The sequence below is a fragment of the Chromobacterium sp. HL1 genome, assembly GCF_057418835.1.
On sequence record NZ_CP162399.1, the window covers coordinates 1,026,820 to 1,044,532 of the forward strand.

Sequence of the window (17,713 nt, forward strand, 5' to 3'; positions counted from 1 at the left end):
TCCGCGCAGGCGGACGCCAAACCACCCCGGCCCTGGCCGGGGTTTTTTTACGCGTTGACGCGTCGATACGGCACTGGAGTTGAGTGGATATACGACTATCATATTTAATGAGGAATATGACGGCAGTCTTGCCGCCCTTGATCCGCGAACCCCACTGATAGGAGGCTGCGTTGGCGTTGAACGCGCAGGTTGCGATTGCCGCACCGGATTTCCAGCTGCTGTTCGAACGGGCCCCCGGCCTGTATTTAGTGCTGGATACCGATTTCAACGTCATCGCCGCCAGCGATATTTACCTGCAGACGACCTTGACCCGGCGCGAGTCCATCCTGGGGCGCAATCTGTTCGACATCTTTCCGGTCAATCCCGCCGAGCCGGAAGGCGAGGGCTCGCGCAATCTGCGCATTTCTTTGCAGCGCGTGCTGGCCACCGGGGTCGAGGACAGCATGGCGATGCAGAAATACGATATCCCGCGGCCGGACGGCAGTTTCGAAGAGCGCTATTGGAGTCCGACCAACTGGCCGGTGAAGCGCGCAGACGGCAGCGTGGCCTGCATCATTCACAGCGCGCAGGACGTCAGCGAGTTCGTGCGCCTGAAACGGAGCCAGCCGCAGCAGAGTCAGCCGGCGGAATGGCGGGAAATGGACGCGGCGGCGCTAGAAGCGGAAATGGTGAACCAGCATGCGCAAATCGCCCGGGCCAACACCGATCTGAAGGAATCCAATAACGAGCTGGCCCGCTTGAATCAGCAGATGCGCGAGCTGGATCAGATGAAGACCCGCTTCTTCGCCAATGTCAGCCATGAGTTGCGCACGCCGCTGACTCTGATTCTGGGTCAGGTAGAACGCTTTCTGACAGGCCAGGCCGAGCCGGAGGAGAGCCCCAATCTGCTGATGATCCAGCGGCAGGCGCGCATGTTGCTGCAGCAGGTCAACGATTTGCTGGACGTGGCCAAGCTGGACGCGGGGGAGTTGAAGCTGCGCTACGCGCAGCTGGACCTGGCCGAGCTGGTGCGTCACGTGGCCTCATATTTTACTTCGCTGGCCAGCGACCGGCATATCGACTATCAAGTGGCGGCGCCAAAAACGGCGTCGGCGCAGGTGGACGCGATCAAATTGCAGCGCGTATTGCTGAACCTGCTGTCCAACGCCTTCAAGTTCACGCCGGACGGGGGGCGCATTCAGATTGCGCTGGAGCTGAGAGGAAGCCAGGCCGGCATCCGGGTGCAGGACAACGGGCCCGGCGTGCCGGCCGAGATGCGCGACAAGGTGTTCGAGCGCTTCGTGCAAGTGGAGGACGGCGATTACGGCCGGCACGGCGGCACCGGGCTTGGCTTGGCCATCGTCAAAGAATTCATCGAGCTGCACCATGGCAAGGTGAGCTTGTTCGCCGCGGAGGGCGGCGGCGCCTTGTTCCGCCTCAGCCTGCCTCTGTTGGCGCCGGCGGGTGCGCCGATAGAGTCGGAAGACTTGCGTCTGGACGATTTGCTGGCCGGCGGCGCGGTGCCCGCGCCCGCGTCGCCGCAGGCCGAGGGGGGCGCCGCGCCGGACAAGGGCGCCCAGGCGTTGGTGCTGCTGGTGGAGGACAACATCGATATGAGCGCCTTCATCGCCGGCGCGCTGGGCAAGCATTATCGGGTGATGACGGCGCCGGAGGGCGGCCGCGGCCTGCGTTTGGCGCAGAGCGAGCAGCCGGATCTGATCATCAGCGATCTGATGATGCCGGGAATGGGCGGAGAAGAGTTTGTGTCGGCTTTGCGCGGCAACCGTCAGACCGAGGACATCCCGGTGGTGATGCTGTCGGCGCGCGCCGACGATTCGCTGCGGCTGCGTATGCTGCAGAACAGCGTGCAGGAGTTCTTGTTCAAGCCGTTTTCGGTGGCGGAGCTGCTGGCGCGGGTGGGGCGCTTGATCGGCGAGCGCCGCCGCTCGGCGATGCGCTTGAAGCAGGCGCTGTACGCGGCGGAACAAATCGCCTGGGAGCTGGACCTGGGCGACGGGGTCTTGCACGAAGAGGGGCCGGTGGGGCGGATTTTCGGGCGGGCCGAGGATTATCGTCACGACAGTCTGGACGCCTTGCTGGCGCAAATCCATCCGGAGGATCTGGACGAGTTGCGTCGGCGTTGGCAGGCCTTGCCGGCCGAGGCCGGAGAAAGCCTGCACGAGTGTCAGTTTCGCGTCGCCCTGCCGGGGGCGGGGCAGGTCTGGATGCAGGTGAGCGCCAGCCTGTGGCGGGACGAACAGGGGCGGCCGCGGCGCGCGATGGGCTTTGCCCGCGACGTGTCCACGCTGAAGCGTTCGCAGCTCAATATCGAGTTTCTCGCCAAGCACGACAGCCTGACTCAACTGCCCAACCGCGTGCAGTTGAACGAGCGGCTGCAATGGAGCTTGAGGAATCATCGGCGCTCAGGGCGGAGTCTGTATCTGCTTTTGGTGGACCTGGACGATTTCCGCTTCATCAACGACAACCTTGGGCATGAGGTGGGGGACCGCCTGTTGCGCATCGTGGCTGAACGCTTGCGCACCTGCGTGAGCGGCCACGATCTTTTGTTCCGCATCGGCGGCGACGAATTCGTCGCCTTGGCCGAGAACGCCGCCGACGGCGCGGCCGACAGCCTGGCCGAGCAGGTGCTGGCGGCGCTGGCGGCGCCGTACCAGGACGGAGACCACCGCTATTTCCTGTCCGCCAGCATCGGCATCAGCTGCTATCCCTGCGACGCGGACACGCCGGAAGGGCTGATGCGCGATGCGGATATGGCGATGTACCGCGCCAAGTACGCGGGCAAGAACGGTTATTGCTTCTTCTCCGAGGATATGGCGGACGGCGTGCGCCAGCGCCTGCAAGTGGAGACCGGCTTGCGTCAGGCCTTGCAGCGACGGGAGCTGCGGCTGGAGTACCAGCCGCAGATGACGCTGCGCAGCCAGGACATGCTGGGGATGGAGGCGCTGTTGCGTTGGGAGCTGGACGGGCGCAAGCAGTCGCCGGCGGAGTTCATCGCCATCGCCGAAAAAACCGGCCTGATCATCGATATCGACGAGTATGTGTTTCGCAATGTCTGCAGCCAGGTGATGGCCTGGAGAGGGCAGGGTCTGCCGCCCTGGCGCGTCAGCGTCAATCTGTCGGCGCGTTTCTTCGGCTTGCCGGACGCCGTCGCGCGTTTGCGCGCGATCGCCGAGGAAAGCGGCGCGCCGCCGGAGCAACTGTGCCTGGAAATCACCGAGGGCACGCTGATGGACGCGGACAGCGCGATGAAGGCCTTGCCGACGCTCAAGCGCATGGGCTTTCACATCAGCGTGGACGACTTCGGCACCGGTTTTTCCTCGCTGTCCTATCTCAAGCGGCTGCCCATCGATGAATTGAAGATAGATCGCAGCTTCATCATGCGGCTGGACAGCGACGAGCGCGATCTGGCCATGGTGGCGGCCATCGTGTCCATGGCGGAAAGCCTGAGCCTGCAAGTGCTGGCCGAGGGCGTGGAAACCGAATCCCAGCACGCCTTGCTGCTGGCGCGCGGCTGCCATAGCGGCCAGGGCTATCTGTATTCGCGCTCCTTGCCCCCCGAGGAGCTGGTGTCCTGGTGGCGCGGCCGTTTCGAGTGTTTCACGGGGCGGGCGGATTGATGCCCGGCGCCGTTTCGCCGGGCAGCCAGCGCCGGTACAGCGCGGCGAAACTGCCGTCGCGCTTCATCTCGTCCAGCGCCTGTTGCCAGGCCTTGATCACCGCGTCCGGGGTCTGACGGGAAAAGGCGATGTAGCCGTAGGTGTGGGAAAAGGTCAGCGCCTTGCGCACTTGGGCCGGGTCGAAGCCCTGCTGGCGCAATTGATGCGGCAAGGTGGTGTTTTCGCTGACGATGACGTCGGCGCGCTTGCGCATCAACATGGTCAGCAACTGGTCCGGCGTGGCCACGGTGGCCAGGTTGGAGAAGTTCTGCGCGCTCAGCAGCTGTTGCAGATACCAGTCTCTCACCACCATGATTTGCGGCAGTTTGCGGGCGTCGTCCAGCGTTTGCAGTTTGATCGGGCTGTCGCGCCGCACAAACAGGCAGCCCAGGGTTTCGGTGACCGGGCCCACCCACTTGAACATGCGCTCCCGTTCCGGGGTGCGGTTGGTGTTGAACAGCACGGTGTTCGGCTGCTGTTGCGCTTGGCGATAGCCGCGCGCCCAAGGCACCACGGCAATGGGGTCGTGGTTGCCGACGCGGCGTTGTATCCCTTGCACCACTTCCACCACCAGGCCGGCGGCCTTGCCGTCTTGCTCGAAAGTCAGCGGTGGGTCATCCTCGGTCAGGATGTCCAGCGCAGGGCCCGGCGCCGCGCGCAGCGGCGCGGCGGCAAAGCTGGTCAAAAACAGGGCAAGCAGGCAGTGGCGGCGGTTCATGTCGATGGCGCTTTGTATTCTGGCTGTCCGCTTTGACTGTAGCGGCAATTTGCGCCGGGCTCAAACTCCATCCTTGGCCGCGTCGCGAATATGAATATGCATAATCGATGGTTTGTTTTTTTCGCTTATTCGCTTAACCTTCGTTTCTGATACCGAAGATGCCATGCAGTTTGATGAGGAAATGCCGATGAACAAGCAATTGACGCTGTTGGCCCTGGCCCTGGCGCCTACCCTGGCGCTGGCCGCGCGCCCGTTGACGGTGTGCACCGACGCCAATCCGGAAGGTTTCGACGTGGTGCAGTACAACTCCCTAGTCACCACCAACGCGTCGGCGGACGTGCTGATGAACCGCCTGGTCGAATACGATCCGGCCGCCCGCAAAGTGGTGCCGGGCCTGGCCGCGTCTTGGCAGGTCAGCGACGACGGCCTTGGTTACACCTTCAAGCTGCGGCCCAATGTGGCCTTTCACTCCACCGATTACTTCAAGCCTGGCCGCAAGCTGACGGCCGACGACGTGGTGTTCACTTTCGAACGCATGCTCAATCCGGCCCATCCTTGGTACAAGAGCGCGCCGAACGGCTATCCGCACGCGCAATCCATGCAGTTTCCCAAGCTGATCAAGGCGGTGCAGAAGGTGGATGCCAATACTGTGCGTTTCGAGCTCAACTATCCGGAAGCCACCTTCCTGTCCAGCCTGACCATGGGCTTCGCGTCCATCTATTCGGCCGAGTACGCCGGGCAGTTGCAGGCGGCCGGCCGCCAGGCGGACTTGAACGCCAAGCCAATCGGCACCGGGCCCTTCGTCTTCCGCAGCTTCCAGAAGGACGCCGTGGTGCGCTACGCGCCTAATCCGGCTTATTGGGGATCCAAGCCCAAGGTCGGCGCGCTGATTTACGCGATCACGCCGGATTCGGCTGTGCGCGCGCAGAAGCTGAGAGCCGGCGAATGCCAGCTGGCCTTGTCGCCCAAGCCGCAGGACGTGCTGGCGGCCAAGGCGGATCCCAAGCTGCGGGTTCTGCAAACGCCGGCCTTCATGACCGCCTTCGTCGCCTTCAACAGCCAGAAAAAACCGTTGAACAACCCCTTGGTGCGGCAAGCGCTCAACCTGGCTTTCGACAAGAGCTCTTATCTGAAAACGGTGTTCGACAATACCGCCACCGCGGCGGACCTGCCTTATCCGCCGAATACCTGGAGCTATAACAAGGGGGCCAAGCCCTATCCTTACGATCCGGCGCGCGCCAAGAAACTGCTGGCCCAAGCCGGTTATCCCGACGGTTTCGAAACCACGGTGTGGGTGCGGCCCAGCGGCAGCACGCTGAACCCCAATCCCAAGGCGGGCGCGGAGCTGCTGCAATCCGACCTGGCCAAGATCGGCGTCAAGGTGCAGATCAAGGTGATTGAGTGGGGGGAGCTGATCAAGCGCGCCAAGGCCGGCGAACATGAGCTATTGTTCATGGGCTGGGCCGGCGACAACGGCGACCCCGACAACTTCTTGACCCCGCAGTTTTCCTGCTCGGCGGTGCAGTCCGGCACCAATTTCGCTCGCTTCTGCGACGCCAAGCTGGACAAGCTGATCAGCGACGGCAAGAAGAGCAGCGATTTCGCCCAGCGCGCCAAGCTGTATCTGGCGGCGCAGAAGTTGATCCAGGAGCAGGCCTTGTGGCTGCCCTTGGCCCACCCCACGGCGTACGCCTTGGCGAGCAAGGATTTGAGCGCTTACGCCGTCAGTCCGTTCGGGCGGGTGGACTTTGGACGAGTGCAGTTGAATTGAGCTCGGCGGGCCGGTTGTCGACGGCCGGCCCGTCAGGCTTTGTCAGCATAAGCGAGGAAATGCCGGTTAATGTTCGAATACGAACTTGCCTGTGCATATTTCCCCGCTTTAAGTAATTCAACATCGTATTTTTGTTGAAATGTTGTTTTAGCGTATTTATTTTTTCGATTAGAAACTAGCTGCTTTCTAAGGGCGACATTGCTTGAGTGTCTGCTTGTTATCTTGAGGCGGGTCGTCAAGCAGAGAAGACCGACGGAGAGGGCGTGACGATGTCGATGACGGTCGCCGAGCATCGTCATTGCTATGGCGCGTTTTTGTTCACATCCGCGGCGATCTTGCCGCTATTTTCGCGCGTTGCGCGGACGCCACGCCGGCGGCGAGTCCATGCTGGGGGCGTCTGGCAAGACAGTAAGCCGCGCAAAATGTTCCAAATCATCAAAACTACGCAATTTAATAATAGTAATTTTAATATTTGCGACCTCTTTTTAAGAGTTATTGGGAAATAACTTTAAAAAGAACAGCATTTTTCCGGCTATCCCTAGTTGAAACTACTCACTGGCCTATTTAGCGTGCGCTCGCCCTCGCTTATGGCAAAAGTTTCGCGTATCATCAGACCTTGGTTGGGATAAACATGACATAAGAATATAATGCAAACTAGACGAACACAACAAAGTCGTAGGGAGTCCACCATTGGGAAACTGGTGGAAGCGGCCATCGAGTGTCTGCTGGAGTTTGGCTATCACGGTACCAGCGTGCAGCTGATCTGCAGCCGGGCCGGCGTCTCCCAGGGGGCCCTATTCCGCCATTTCGCCACCAAGAACGAACTGATGTTGCCGGTAGGGCGCAAGGTAGTCGACGATATTTTCGAGGCCGGCCTCAAGCTGGCGGCGGAAATGTCCAGCACGATGCCGGAGGAGGAACGGATCGTCGCGTTGATGAAGGCGCTGGTGCTGTCGCCGCGTCACATCGTGCTGATGGAACTGCTGATGGCTGCTCGCACCACCGCCGATCTGCGGGAAATCTTCCTGGCCAGTTCCAGCAACTACTTCCGCGACCGCTTCGTCGCCATGATGGCCTCGCTGTTTCCGCGTTACGCCATTTCCACCGGCTTCTTCGCCACCTTGCTGACCATGATGACCACCTTCCATGGCATGGCCTTGTACCGGATGCTGAACGAGCATCCCGAAGGCGACAAAATGCGGGAACAGTGGTTGCAGACCGCTCTGCGCAGCGAGCTGGAACGCATTCGCGCCGAAGGCGCGGACAGCCGCAATCCTTTATACCAACTGCCGTTCTAAGAAGCTGTTCAAAGTTCGCCGCAGGCTGCGAGGCGCGACGCGGGGAGCGCCGTTTCGAAACGCAGATGCGCGGCATGCGCATAGCGTTTTCTCGGCGGTTTTCGTCTCCGCTCGCGAGCCCGTGAACGGGCTCCAAGCCTATCCCCTGCCGGCCGGCGGAAACTGAAGCTTGACGCTGAGGCCGCCGCCGGCGTTGCGGCTCAACTCCACGGTCGCCCCATGCCGGTGGGCGATCTCCCTGACGATGGCCAGGCCCAGGCCGCTGCCGCTGCTGGCGGCGCCGGCGATGCGGTAAAAACGCAGCCATACCTTGTCTTGTTCCGCCTCGGCGATGCCGGGGCCGTTATCGTCGACGCGCAGCCACGGCGCCGGCAGCGCCCCGGCCGCGATCGTGATCCGCGCGTCGCCGTTGCCGGAATGATAGCGGATGGCGTTGTCCAGCAGATTGCCCAGTAATTCCCGCAGCAGACCGGCGTTGCCGCGCACCCATACCGTTTCCTCCCCTTCGTAACCCAGATCCGCGCCCTGGCCATGAGCCCAGGGCGCTTGTTCCAGTGCCCATTCCCTGACCCAGGCGGCCAGGTCCATATCGTCCAGTTCGATGGCCTGGCCGTTGTCCGGCTCCACCCGCGCCAGTTGCAATAGCTGGTGCACGCCGTGACTGGCGCTGTCCAGCGAGGCGAGCAATTTGTCCAACTGCTGGCGCAATGGGGCTTCCAGCGTCTGGCGTCGCGCCAGCTCCGCCTGCGTCCGCATCACCGCCAGCGGCGTCTTCAACTGATGGGCGGCGTCGTCGATGAAGCGGCGGCGTGCCGCCTGCAATTTATGCCAACGCACGCCCTGCTGATTCAGCGCGTCCACCAAGGGCGTCAACTCGGTGGGCAGCTCGCGGCTGGGCAGGGGGCTAAGATCGGTTTCCTTGCGCGCCACCACATTGCGCGACAAGCGGCGCAAGGGCCGCAGGCTATGGCCGACCGCCAGCAGCACGATGGCGAGCATGATGACGCCGAGCAGCGCCTCCTGCGCCAGGGAGCCGATGAGCAGGGTGCGTGCCAGCTGCTCCCTGGACTCCGGGGTTTCCGCCACCTGTATCCACACGTCCTGGCTGCGCAGCGTGCTCATGTCGCGCACCGACAGCCTCAAGGTGAGCAAGCGCAGCGTTTCGCCGTGGTAGGAAATGTCCATGTAATCGGGCTGGTAGCGGATGGTCTCGCGCCGGCGCGGAGGCGGTAGCGGCAGATCGTCGTAACCGGTGAGCAGCGCGCCGTCCGAGCGGCTGACGCGGTAGAACACCTTGCCGGAGGCGTTGGACTCGAACATTTGCAAGGCGAAATAGGGTATGTCCACGCTGACGGCGCCGTCGTGGGCGGCGACGCCGTCGGCGATGGCGCGGCCGGAGCTGAGCAGCATGCGGTCGAAGGCTGTGTTGGCCGCCTGCAAGGCGCGGTCGTAAGTCATCCAGCCGTCCAGCGCCAACATCAGCAGCAGCGGAACGGACAGGCCGAGCAGCAATTGCTTGCGCAAGCTGGCGGGTTTGAGGCGGGAGAGGGCGAGTCGCATTTACGGTGTGGTCAATAGATAGCCCAGCCCGCGCAAGGTGACGATGGAAACCGGCTGGCCGGCCAGCTTCTTGCGCAAGCGGTGCACATAGATTTCGATGGCTTCGGCGCTGCCGCTTTCGTCCAGGCCGAAAATCTTTTCCGACAGCTGGCTTTTGCCTATGGCCTTGCCGCCTTGCAGCATCAGCACTTCCAGCACCGCGTGCTCGCGCGGCGTCAGGTGCAGCGCGTCGCCGCTCAGCTGAAACTGGCGGCCGACGCTGTCGTAGCTGAGGGGGCCTAATTCCAGCAGCGGGCTTTCGCGGCCGTGGCTGCGGCGGATCAGCGCGCGCACCCGCGCTTCCAGTTCGTTGAGGTCGAAGGGCTTGGCCAGATAGTCGTCGGCGCCCAGGTCCAGCCCGCGCACTCGTTCTTCCACCGAGCCGTGCGCGGTCAGGATCAGCACCGGCAGCGTTTGCTTGCGGGCGCGCAGCCGGCGCAGCACCTCCCAGCCGTTGAGCTTGGGCAGGTCCAAGTCCAGGATGGCCAGCGCGTAATCCTGGGTGCGCAGCACATGATCGGCGTCGCTGCCGTTGAGCATGCAGTCCACGGCGAAACCGGCCTGGCGCAAGGCCTGGGCCAGTGATTCGGACAGGGCCGGATTGTCTTCCACCAAGAGCAGGCGCATGGTTGGGTCACTGAAAGCGGATTGAAAGCTTTACTCTAATATCATGGCTGGGGAAGCGAAGCCAATAGAGCTGCGCGATTCGAAAGATGTCGCGAACATCTTCATCTACCTAGGAGCAACACCATGAATAGAGTCAGAAGCTTGTCCGCGCTGTGCTGTGCGCTGGGTTCCGCCGCCGCCTGGGCGGCCGTGCCCGCCGGCTATCCCGCCAGTTATCAGAATCTGGTGGACGCCGCCGTCAAGGAGGGCAAGGTGGTGGTGTATTCGGCCACCGACAGCGCCGCGGCGCGGCCCCTGATCAAGGATTTCCAGGCCTTGTACCCCGGCGTCAAGGTGGAATACCACGATATGAACAGCACCGAGATCTACAATCGCTTCATCAGCGAGAACGCCGCCAGCAGCGCCAGCGCCGACGTGGTGTGGAGCTCGGCGATGGATCTGCAAGTGAAGTTCGTCAATGACGGCTACGCCGCCAGCTACGCTTCGCCGGAGGCGGCCAATCTGCCGTCCTGGGCGCATTATCAGCAGCAGGCCTACGGCACCACTTACGAGCCGGTGGCCATCGTCTACAACAAGCGCTTGCTGAAGCCGGAGGACATCCCGCAGACCCGCGCCGATCTGGTGCGCATCCTCAAGGCGAATCCGGCTCGCTTCAAGGGCAAGGTCACCACGTACGATGTGGAGAAGTCCGGCGTCGGCTTCAACTTCCTGACCCAGGACGTCCGCCATAACGCCAACGGCGCCTGGGAACTGGCGCGCGCGCTCGGCGCCAGCGGCGTCAAGCTGCAAACCTCCACCGGCGCGATGATGGAGCGGATTTCCTCGGGCGAAAACCTGATCGGCTACAACATCCTCGGTTCCTACGCTTACGCCAAGGCGAAGAAGGACCCGGCCATCGGCTATGTCTATCCCAAGGATTACACCCAGGTGGTCAGCCGGCTGGCCATCATCTCCAAGAAGGCGCGCAATCCCGGCGCTGCGCGGCTGTGGCTGGACTATTTGCTGTCCAAGCGCGGCCAGAGCGTGCTGGCCAACCAGTCCGAGCTGTTCTCGCTGCGCAGCGACGTGAGCGGCGCGGCTTCCATCGCCGCCTTGAACCAGCAATTGGGCGGCAGCGCCAAGCCCATCCAGGTGGGCACCGGCCTGCTGGTCTATCTGGACCAGGCCAAGCGGCTGGATTTCATGCGTCAGTGGCAGCAGGCGCTGAAGAAATAGCGTCCCCTTCCGGCCGTCGCGGCCGACGTTTCCAATGACTCAATCAGCCGTCCGCCGCGCGCGGACGGCGCAGAGGCCTGCGCGCAGGCCTGGGAGCAAGCATGAATTCCTCGATTAATCCGACCGCCCCCGCCGCGGCCGCCCAGCCCCGTGCGCGCGGCGGCTGGCCGCGCTGGAGCGCCGCCAGCCGCTGGCTGGTCTTGGGCGCGCTGGCCTTGCTGGTGCTGGCCCCGCTATCGCTGGTGGTCTATCAAAGCCTGCTGGATCAGCCCTTCTTCATGGTGGACAAGAATGTGGGGCTGACCGCCTACCGCTTTGTGTTCGCCGATCCCGATTTCTGGTCCGCGCTGGGCAACTCGCTGGTGATCGCGGCCGGCATGGCGCTGATCGCCATTCCGCTGGGCGGGGTGCTGGCCTTCTTGATGGCGCGCACCGATTTGCCCGGCCGGCGTTGGCTGGAGCCCTTGTTGCTGACGCCGGTGTTCGTGTCGCCGATGGTATTGGCCTTCGGCTACGTGGTGGCGGCCGGACCGGTGGGGTTTTACTCCCTGTGGTTCAAGCAGTGGTTCGGCGTGGAAGAGGTGCCGTGGAATATTTATTCCCTGCTCAGCATCGCGGTGGTGGCGGGGCTGACCCATGTGCCGCATGTCTATCTGTACGCGTCGGCGGCGCTGCGCAATTTGGGGTCGGACGTGGAAGAGGCCGCGCGGGTGGCCGGGGCCGGTCCTTTTCGCGTGGCGCGCGACGTCAGCCTGCCGATGGTAATGCCCTCCATGCTGTTCGCCGGCGTGCTGGTGGTCTTTCTGGGGTTTGAAGTCTTCGGCTTGCCGCTGGTGTTGGGCGACCCGGAGGGCCATCTGGTGTTGGCCACTTATCTGTACAAGCTGACCAATAAACTCGGCGTGCCGTCCTATCATCTGATGGCGGCGGTGGCGGTGTGCCTGATCGCCATCACCTTCCCGCTGGTCCTGTTGCAGCGCCGCTTATTGCGCAGCGCTCAGCGTTTCGTCGCGCTCAAGGGCAAGGCCGGCCGTCAGCATCCGCTGTCGCTGGGACCGTGGCGCTATCTGGCGCTGGCCATCGTGCTGCTGTGGCTGTTCCTCACCATGGTGGTGCCGATTTCCGGCATCGCGCTGCGCTCGGTGGTCAGCCATTGGGGCGAGGGCGTGTCCTTGCTGGAGACCTTGACGCTGGATCATTACGCCTTGGTGTTCGAGGAGGACAACATCGTCCGCGCCATCGTCAACACCCTGGGCGTGGGCATCATCGGCGGCGCGCTGGCGGTGGGCTTTTATACCCTGGTCGGTTTCGCCGGACATCGCCGCAATGATTGGGGCGCTCGTCTGTTGGACTATCTGGTACTGCTGCCGCGCGCGGTGCCGGGCATCCTGGCTGGCCTGGCCTTCCTGTGGGTGTTCCTGTTCGTGCCCGGCCTGCAGGGCGCCAAGAACAGCATGCTGTCGATCTGGCTGGCTTACACCGTGGTCTGGCTGGCCTATGGCATGCGTCTGGTGCAGAGCGCCCTGCTGCAAGTGGGGCCGGAGCTGGAAGAGGCCGCCCGCACCGCCGGGGCCAGCCAGCGGCGGACCAGTCTGGACGTGACCTTGCCCTTGATCCGTTTCGGCCTGCTGTCCAGCTGGTTGCTGATCTTCATGATTTTCGAGCGGGAGTATTCGACCGCGGTGTATTTGCTGTCGCCGGGCACCGAAGTGATCGGCTCCTTGCTGGTGTCCTTGTGGGCCACCGGCGCGGTGGACCAGGTGGCGGCCTTGTCGGTGATCAATATTCTGATGGTGGGCGCCGGCTTGGCGCTGGCCTTGCGTCTGGGAGTGAAACTGCATGACTAAGCTGAGCGTGCGCGATCTGCATCTGAATTATGAGCAGAATCCTATTTTGAAGGGTGTTTCCTTTGATCTGGCCGCCGGCCAGGTGGTGTCCTTGCTTGGCGCTTCCGGCAGCGGCAAAACCACTTTGCTGCGCGCCATCGCCGGGCTGGAACAGCCATCGGCCGGGCAAATCCTGCTGGACGGCCGCCCCTTGTACGATGCGTCCGCCGGTTGCAACCTGGCGGTGGAGCAGCGTTCTCTGGGCCTGGTGTTCCAGTCTTACGCCCTGTGGCCGCACCGCACCGTGGCGCAGAACGTCGGCTATGGCTTGAAGCTGCGCCAGACCCCGACGGCGGAGATCGCCGCGAGGGTGAGGCAGATCCTGGACAAGCTGGGGCTGGGGCATTTGGCCGAGCGCTATCCGCATCAATTGTCCGGCGGTCAGCAGCAGCGCGTGGCCATCGCCCGCGCGCTGGTCTACAACCCGCCGGTAATTCTGCTGGACGAGCCCTTGTCCAATCTGGACGCCAAGCTGCGCGAAGAGGCGCGCGCCTGGTTGCGCGAACTGATCGTGTCGATGAACCTGTCCGCCTTGTGCGTCACCCATGACCAGGGCGAGGCGATGGCGATGTCGGACCAGATTTTGTTGTTGAAGAACGGCCGCATCGAACAGGCCGGCAGTCCTACCGACTTGTATTCCGCGCCGGCTTCCCTTTATACCGCGCAATTCATGGGCGCCAACAATACCTTGCGGGCCAAGGTGGCGGCCAGGAACGGCGACAACGTGACCTTGCAGGGCGAGGGCTGGCAGCTGCGCGCCACCGCGAGGCAGACGCTGGAGGTGGGGCAGCAGGCCGAGGCGGTGATCCGCTTGGAGCGGCTGAGGGTGCAAGACGAGCCCGGCGGCAACAGCTTGCCGGCGCGGCTGATCGCATCGATGTATCTGGGGGATCGCTGGGAATACCTGTTGCAGCACGGCGACCTGCGCTTGCGCGCCTTTGGGCAGCAGGCCAAGCCTAACGGCGAGTGCTGGGCGGAGTTTGGCTTGGAGGATACCTGGGCGTTCGAGGCCGCTTCGGCCTGAGAGGTTCTGTGTGCTTGTTCGGTCGGGGGCAAGCTTGGCTTGCCCTTTTTCATGGCCGCCTGTTTGGGGGGAGTTGAAACCCTGCCAGGTGGGCTTCACCAGTTGTTGAGCAGAGTTGAGATTAGGGGCGGAGTTGTGGTCCCGGTTCGGTTTGGTATGGCGTTTTAGACTGTGTGCCTTTGGCCACCATTGTTTAGTCTGATGGTGAATAGAACGTCTAAGCAATGAAAAAGGCCCGCTTGCGCGGGCCTTTTTCTCATTCATGTTCGTAGGTTCTTGCGTCGAACCAACAAATTAGAATGCGTGGATCATGTTCAGGCCGAAAGCCTTCAGATCCTTGTTGTAGTCGGCTGCGCCGCCTTTAACGTCGAGCTGACCGTATTGCGCGCCGAAGGTGGTGCGCTTGGAGATCGCGTAGTCAACGCCCAGCACGTACTGGTTGTAGCTGGTGTCGCTCAGCTTCACGCCGCCAACTTCAACCTTATCGCCGTGGGCGTAGGTGAATTTCGGAGTGAAAGCGCCGATGGTGTAGGCGGTGGTCAGAGCGTATTCGCGGGTCTTAACTTTGGCGTTGGTTTGTACGTTAGCCAGTTCAGCAACGTTAACACCGCCAGCTACCAGATTACCCCAAGTGCCGCCAACGATGTCCAGACCGCCTTTTTGCTGCTGATAGCCGAAAGCAACCAGCAGGTTGTTGGCGTTGTAGCCAACTTCCAGGCGATGCTTATCGTTAGAGGTGCTGTTTACGCCGAAGCCCACTTGACCTGCAGCCACTTCGCCGTAGCCTTTGTATGCGCCGGTGGTGGCGTCATAACGGATAGCTTGGGAAGAGGTTGCTTTGCTTTCATGGATGTAGGCGTATTTGCCGAAGAAGCCGCTGTTTTCGTAGCCCAGGCCAACGATTGCGGTTTCACGAGCTTGGGTGTTGGCGCTCTTGTCTTCTTTGGTGCCGTATTGCAGAGCGGCGCTGAAGCCAGCGATGCTCGGCAGGTCGTAACGCACGGAGTTCTTCAGACGGGTGCCGTCGCGGGTGAACACGCCCAGGCCCAGCGCGTCGCTGCCGTATTCCCAGCTGTCAACGATGCCCATGTCGCTGTCCAGGAAGTTGGACACGTTACCCAGACGCAGGGTGCCCAGATCGCTCTGCAGGCCTACGAAGGAGTTACGGCTAGCGAAAGTGCCGCTGCTGGAACCGGTGCGGGATTGGCCGTCGATGCCAAAACCAGTTTCAACTTGCCAGATAGCCTTCAGACCATTGCCCAGGTCTTCCTTGCCTTTGAAGCCGATACGGGAACCCAGGTCGTCGATGTTGGTTTGCTTGGTGGAACCATTGTCAACGTATTCAACGCCGCCTTTGATTTTGCCGTAGATGGTCACGTCAGCGAAAGCTGCAGCCGGCAGAGTAGCTACCAGCAGGGCGATCAGACTCTTTTTCATGGTCAAGTCATCCTTTTATATGGGTTTAGGAATGTGAGCAAATGCTATTGGCTAAGTTGTGTAAATGCAACTTTTCGGTAAATGCGGTGTTGCAAATCAACAACCAATTGTTGCTTTGTGTGTGTGGTTTTACATGGGAATGTCTGGCTAAGCCAATGAAATAAAGGGGTAAATCATGAGATCGACTCATTGCGTGCGGGTGTTGTAAAAATGCACTTGTTGGCCGAAAGCCTGATGCCATAAGGATATGGACGGGAAGGGGAAGGGTGGAGTGATTCAGGGCGATGCAAAAAAATAAGCCCGCGGAGGGCGGGCTCAAAAATCAACGTGACTTGAAGAGAATTCACGATGCCGCAAGACGCACATCAGAATGAATTCACAATCGAATCATAATAGAAAGCGATGTCTATGTAAATAGGCTGAGGCTGGGCTATTCGCTTGAAGTTTCGCTAATGGGCGTGAGTGCTAACTTGTTGTTTGTAAAATATATTTTGTTTTGTTTTGTCTGTTTTGAACCTATGCGAGGTTTACGGTCTGGACGTGCGTCCGCATAGATTGTTTGGTTTTCCGGTTTTAGATTTAGCTTCTTTCGCTGGCTTCGCTTCCCGGTTAAGGTAGGCGAGTGGCATAGAGGAGCGCTGCGCGACTCGCCTTATATAGAAGGAAGGACTGACGAGATGAAACTGGAAACCCTGGCGGTGCATGCCGGCTATGCGCCGGATCCGACGACCAAGGCGGTGGCGGTGCCCTTGTACCAAACCACCAGCTACGCTTTCGACAGCACCCAGCATGGGGCGGATCTGTTCGACCTCAAGGTGCAGGGCAATATCTACACCCGCATCATGAACCCGACCACCGATGTGCTGGAGAAGCGGGTGGCGGCTTTGGAGGGCGGGATAGGCGCGCTGGCGGTGGCTTCCGGCATGGCGGCGATCACGTACGCGATACAAACCATCGCCGAGGCCGGCGACAACATCATCGCCACCAGCACCTTGTATGGCGGCACGTACAATCTGTTCGCCCACACGCTGCCGCAGCTGGGCATCGAGGTGCGCTTCGTCAGCCATCGCCATCCGGAGCGGATCGGCGACATGGCGGACGCGCGCACCAAGGCGGTGTTTTGCGAATCCATCGGCAATCCGCTGGGCAATGTGGTCGACTTCGCCGCCTTCGCCGATCACGCTCATCGTCACGGTTTGCCGCTGATCGTCGACAACACGGTGCCGTCTCCTTATCTATGCCGGCCCTTCGAGCACGGCGCCGATATCGTGGTGCATAGTCTGACCAAGTATCTGGGCGGACACGGCAATAGCATAGGCGGTGCAATTGTCGACAGCGGGCGCTTTCCCTGGGCCGAGCACGCTGAGCGCTTCGCGCGCTTGAACACGCCCGACGTCAGCTACCACGGCGTCAACTATGTGGAGGCATTGGGCGCGGCGGCCTATATCGCGCGGGCGCGAGTGGTGCCCTTGCGCAATATGGGCGCGGCGCTGGCGCCGTTCAACGCCTTTCTTATTTTGCAGGGCATCGAGACGTTGGCGCTGCGCATGGACCGCATCTGCGTCAACGCGCTGCGCGTGGCCCAGCATCTGCGCGCGCACCCGGCGGTGGAGTGGGTCGAGTACGCCGGCCTGGAGGATCACCCGGACCATGCTCTGGCGCGACGTTACTTCGGCGGCCGGGCTTCCGGCGTGCTGTCCTTCGGCATCCGCGGCGGTGCGGCGGCCGGCGGGTGCTTCATCGACGCTTTGCAACTGGTGACCCGGCTGGTGAATATCGGCGACGCCAAATCGCTGGCCTGCCACCCGGCCACCACCACCCACCGCCAACTGTCGGCCGATGAGCAACTGCGCGCCGGCGTGCGCCCGGAAATGGTGCGTTTGTCGATAGGCATCGAGCATATCGACGACATCCTGGCCGATATCGACCAGGCGCTGGCCGCGGCGAAACCTTGAGCGGGTCAGGCTCGCCGACGAGGAAGCGCACTCATATATGGATAAGCTCAGCCGCGGCGCAGCACTTGCGGATTCATGCCGTTGGGCAGGTGATGATGCCATTTGCCGTCGAGAAAGCTTTGGATCACATGCTGGACCTTGCCGTGCAGGGTCCAGCCGGCGTCTCGGGCGATGGCTGAGGCGGACAGAGGCTTGCCGTCGGCCTGCGGCGCCGGGGCAAGGTATTCCAGCGGGTGATTGGCCAGCATGGGGTGGTCGATCTCCTCGCGCGACAACAGGGTCAGCTGATGGTGCTGCGGGTCGTGCGCGATGCGTTGATAGAGCGCGTCGATGGCGTCTTCCGGGCCTTCCAGGATTTGCAGGAAGTCGTCGTTCAGCATCAGCAGCACGCTGACGATGTCCTGGCTCCGGTTGTAGTCGCGGAAACGGCGAATGCGGTTCTGCATGGCTTCGGCGGAAACCGGGTGATGGGCTGCGCTGCTGTAGATCAGGCGGATCATCTGCGCTCCTGCCGTGTGGCGAGTGCT

General features: G+C 62.0%; 12 protein-coding genes. 7 read left to right on the forward strand and 5 right to left on the reverse strand.

Annotated features, from left to right (window positions below):
* Positions 1–176 precede the first annotated feature (176 nt).
* Entirely contained in the window at positions 177–3,617 is a 3,441-nt protein-coding gene (locus AB1Z25_RS04890; protein ID WP_486636706.1) for an EAL domain-containing protein, read from the forward strand.
* Here the strand turns inward: AB1Z25_RS04890 and AB1Z25_RS04895 are convergent.
* Positions 3,598–4,374, reverse strand: coding sequence for a substrate-binding periplasmic protein (locus AB1Z25_RS04895; RefSeq protein WP_227107189.1), 777 nt, complete (start codon positions 4,372–4,374; stop codon positions 3,598–3,600). The genes AB1Z25_RS04890 and AB1Z25_RS04895 overlap by 20 nt on opposite strands.
* Positions 4,375–4,561: 187 nt before the next feature.
* Here AB1Z25_RS04895 and AB1Z25_RS04900 point away from each other — a divergent pair, with 187 nt between their 5' ends.
* On the forward strand, positions 4,562–6,145 hold the full coding sequence (locus AB1Z25_RS04900; RefSeq protein WP_486636707.1) for an ABC transporter substrate-binding protein: 1,584 nt from the start codon (positions 4,562–4,564) through the stop codon (positions 6,143–6,145).
* A 647-nt stretch (positions 6,146–6,792) separates the two neighbouring features.
* A complete protein-coding gene (locus AB1Z25_RS04905; RefSeq protein ID WP_107798352.1) occupies positions 6,793–7,443 on the forward strand; it encodes a TetR/AcrR family transcriptional regulator in 651 nt (216 codons plus the stop codon).
* 138 nt (positions 7,444–7,581) lie between these two features.
* Here AB1Z25_RS04905 and AB1Z25_RS04910 read toward each other — a convergent pair whose 3' ends face one another.
* Positions 7,582–9,003 carry a sensor histidine kinase N-terminal domain-containing protein gene (locus AB1Z25_RS04910; RefSeq protein WP_486636708.1) on the reverse strand — a complete coding sequence of 474 codons (1,422 nt, stop codon included), beginning with the start codon at positions 9,001–9,003 and terminating at the stop codon, positions 7,582–7,584.
* Positions 9,004–9,669, reverse strand: a complete 666-nt coding sequence (locus AB1Z25_RS04915; protein ID WP_227107195.1) for a response regulator — start codon at positions 9,667–9,669, stop codon at positions 9,004–9,006.
* 123 nt (positions 9,670–9,792) lie between these two features.
* Between AB1Z25_RS04915 and AB1Z25_RS04920 the strand changes: the two genes are divergently transcribed.
* From AB1Z25_RS04920 to AB1Z25_RS04930, 3 genes are all read left to right on the forward strand, one after another.
* Positions 9,793–10,884, forward strand: a complete 1,092-nt coding sequence (locus AB1Z25_RS04920) for an ABC transporter substrate-binding protein (RefSeq protein ID WP_107798355.1) — start codon at positions 9,793–9,795, stop codon at positions 10,882–10,884.
* A 101-nt stretch (positions 10,885–10,985) separates the two neighbouring features.
* A complete protein-coding gene (locus AB1Z25_RS04925; protein WP_486636709.1) occupies positions 10,986–12,731 on the forward strand; it encodes an ABC transporter permease in 1,746 nt (581 codons plus the stop codon).
* Positions 12,724–13,794 (forward strand): ABC transporter ATP-binding protein, encoded by a 1,071-nt coding sequence (locus AB1Z25_RS04930; RefSeq protein WP_486636710.1) that lies wholly within the window; start codon positions 12,724–12,726, stop codon positions 13,792–13,794. Before AB1Z25_RS04925 ends, AB1Z25_RS04930 begins: the two co-directional genes overlap by 8 nt.
* Before the next feature lie 294 nt (positions 13,795–14,088).
* Here the strand turns inward: AB1Z25_RS04930 and AB1Z25_RS04935 are convergent, their stop codons facing one another.
* A complete protein-coding gene (locus AB1Z25_RS04935) occupies positions 14,089–15,231 on the reverse strand; it encodes a porin (RefSeq protein WP_486636711.1) in 1,143 nt (380 codons plus the stop codon).
* Between the two features lie 677 nt (positions 15,232–15,908).
* Here AB1Z25_RS04935 and AB1Z25_RS04940 point away from each other — a divergent pair.
* Positions 15,909–17,186 carry an O-acetylhomoserine aminocarboxypropyltransferase/cysteine synthase family protein gene (locus tag AB1Z25_RS04940; RefSeq protein ID WP_486636712.1) on the forward strand — a complete coding sequence of 426 codons (1,278 nt, stop codon included), beginning with the start codon at positions 15,909–15,911 and terminating at the stop codon, positions 17,184–17,186.
* Between the two features lie 47 nt (positions 17,187–17,233).
* Here AB1Z25_RS04940 and AB1Z25_RS04945 read toward each other — a convergent pair whose 3' ends face one another.
* Positions 17,234–17,686 (reverse strand): BLUF domain-containing protein, encoded by a 453-nt coding sequence (locus AB1Z25_RS04945; RefSeq protein ID WP_227107205.1) that lies wholly within the window; start codon positions 17,684–17,686, stop codon positions 17,234–17,236.
* Positions 17,687–17,713: the final 27 nt, after the last annotated feature.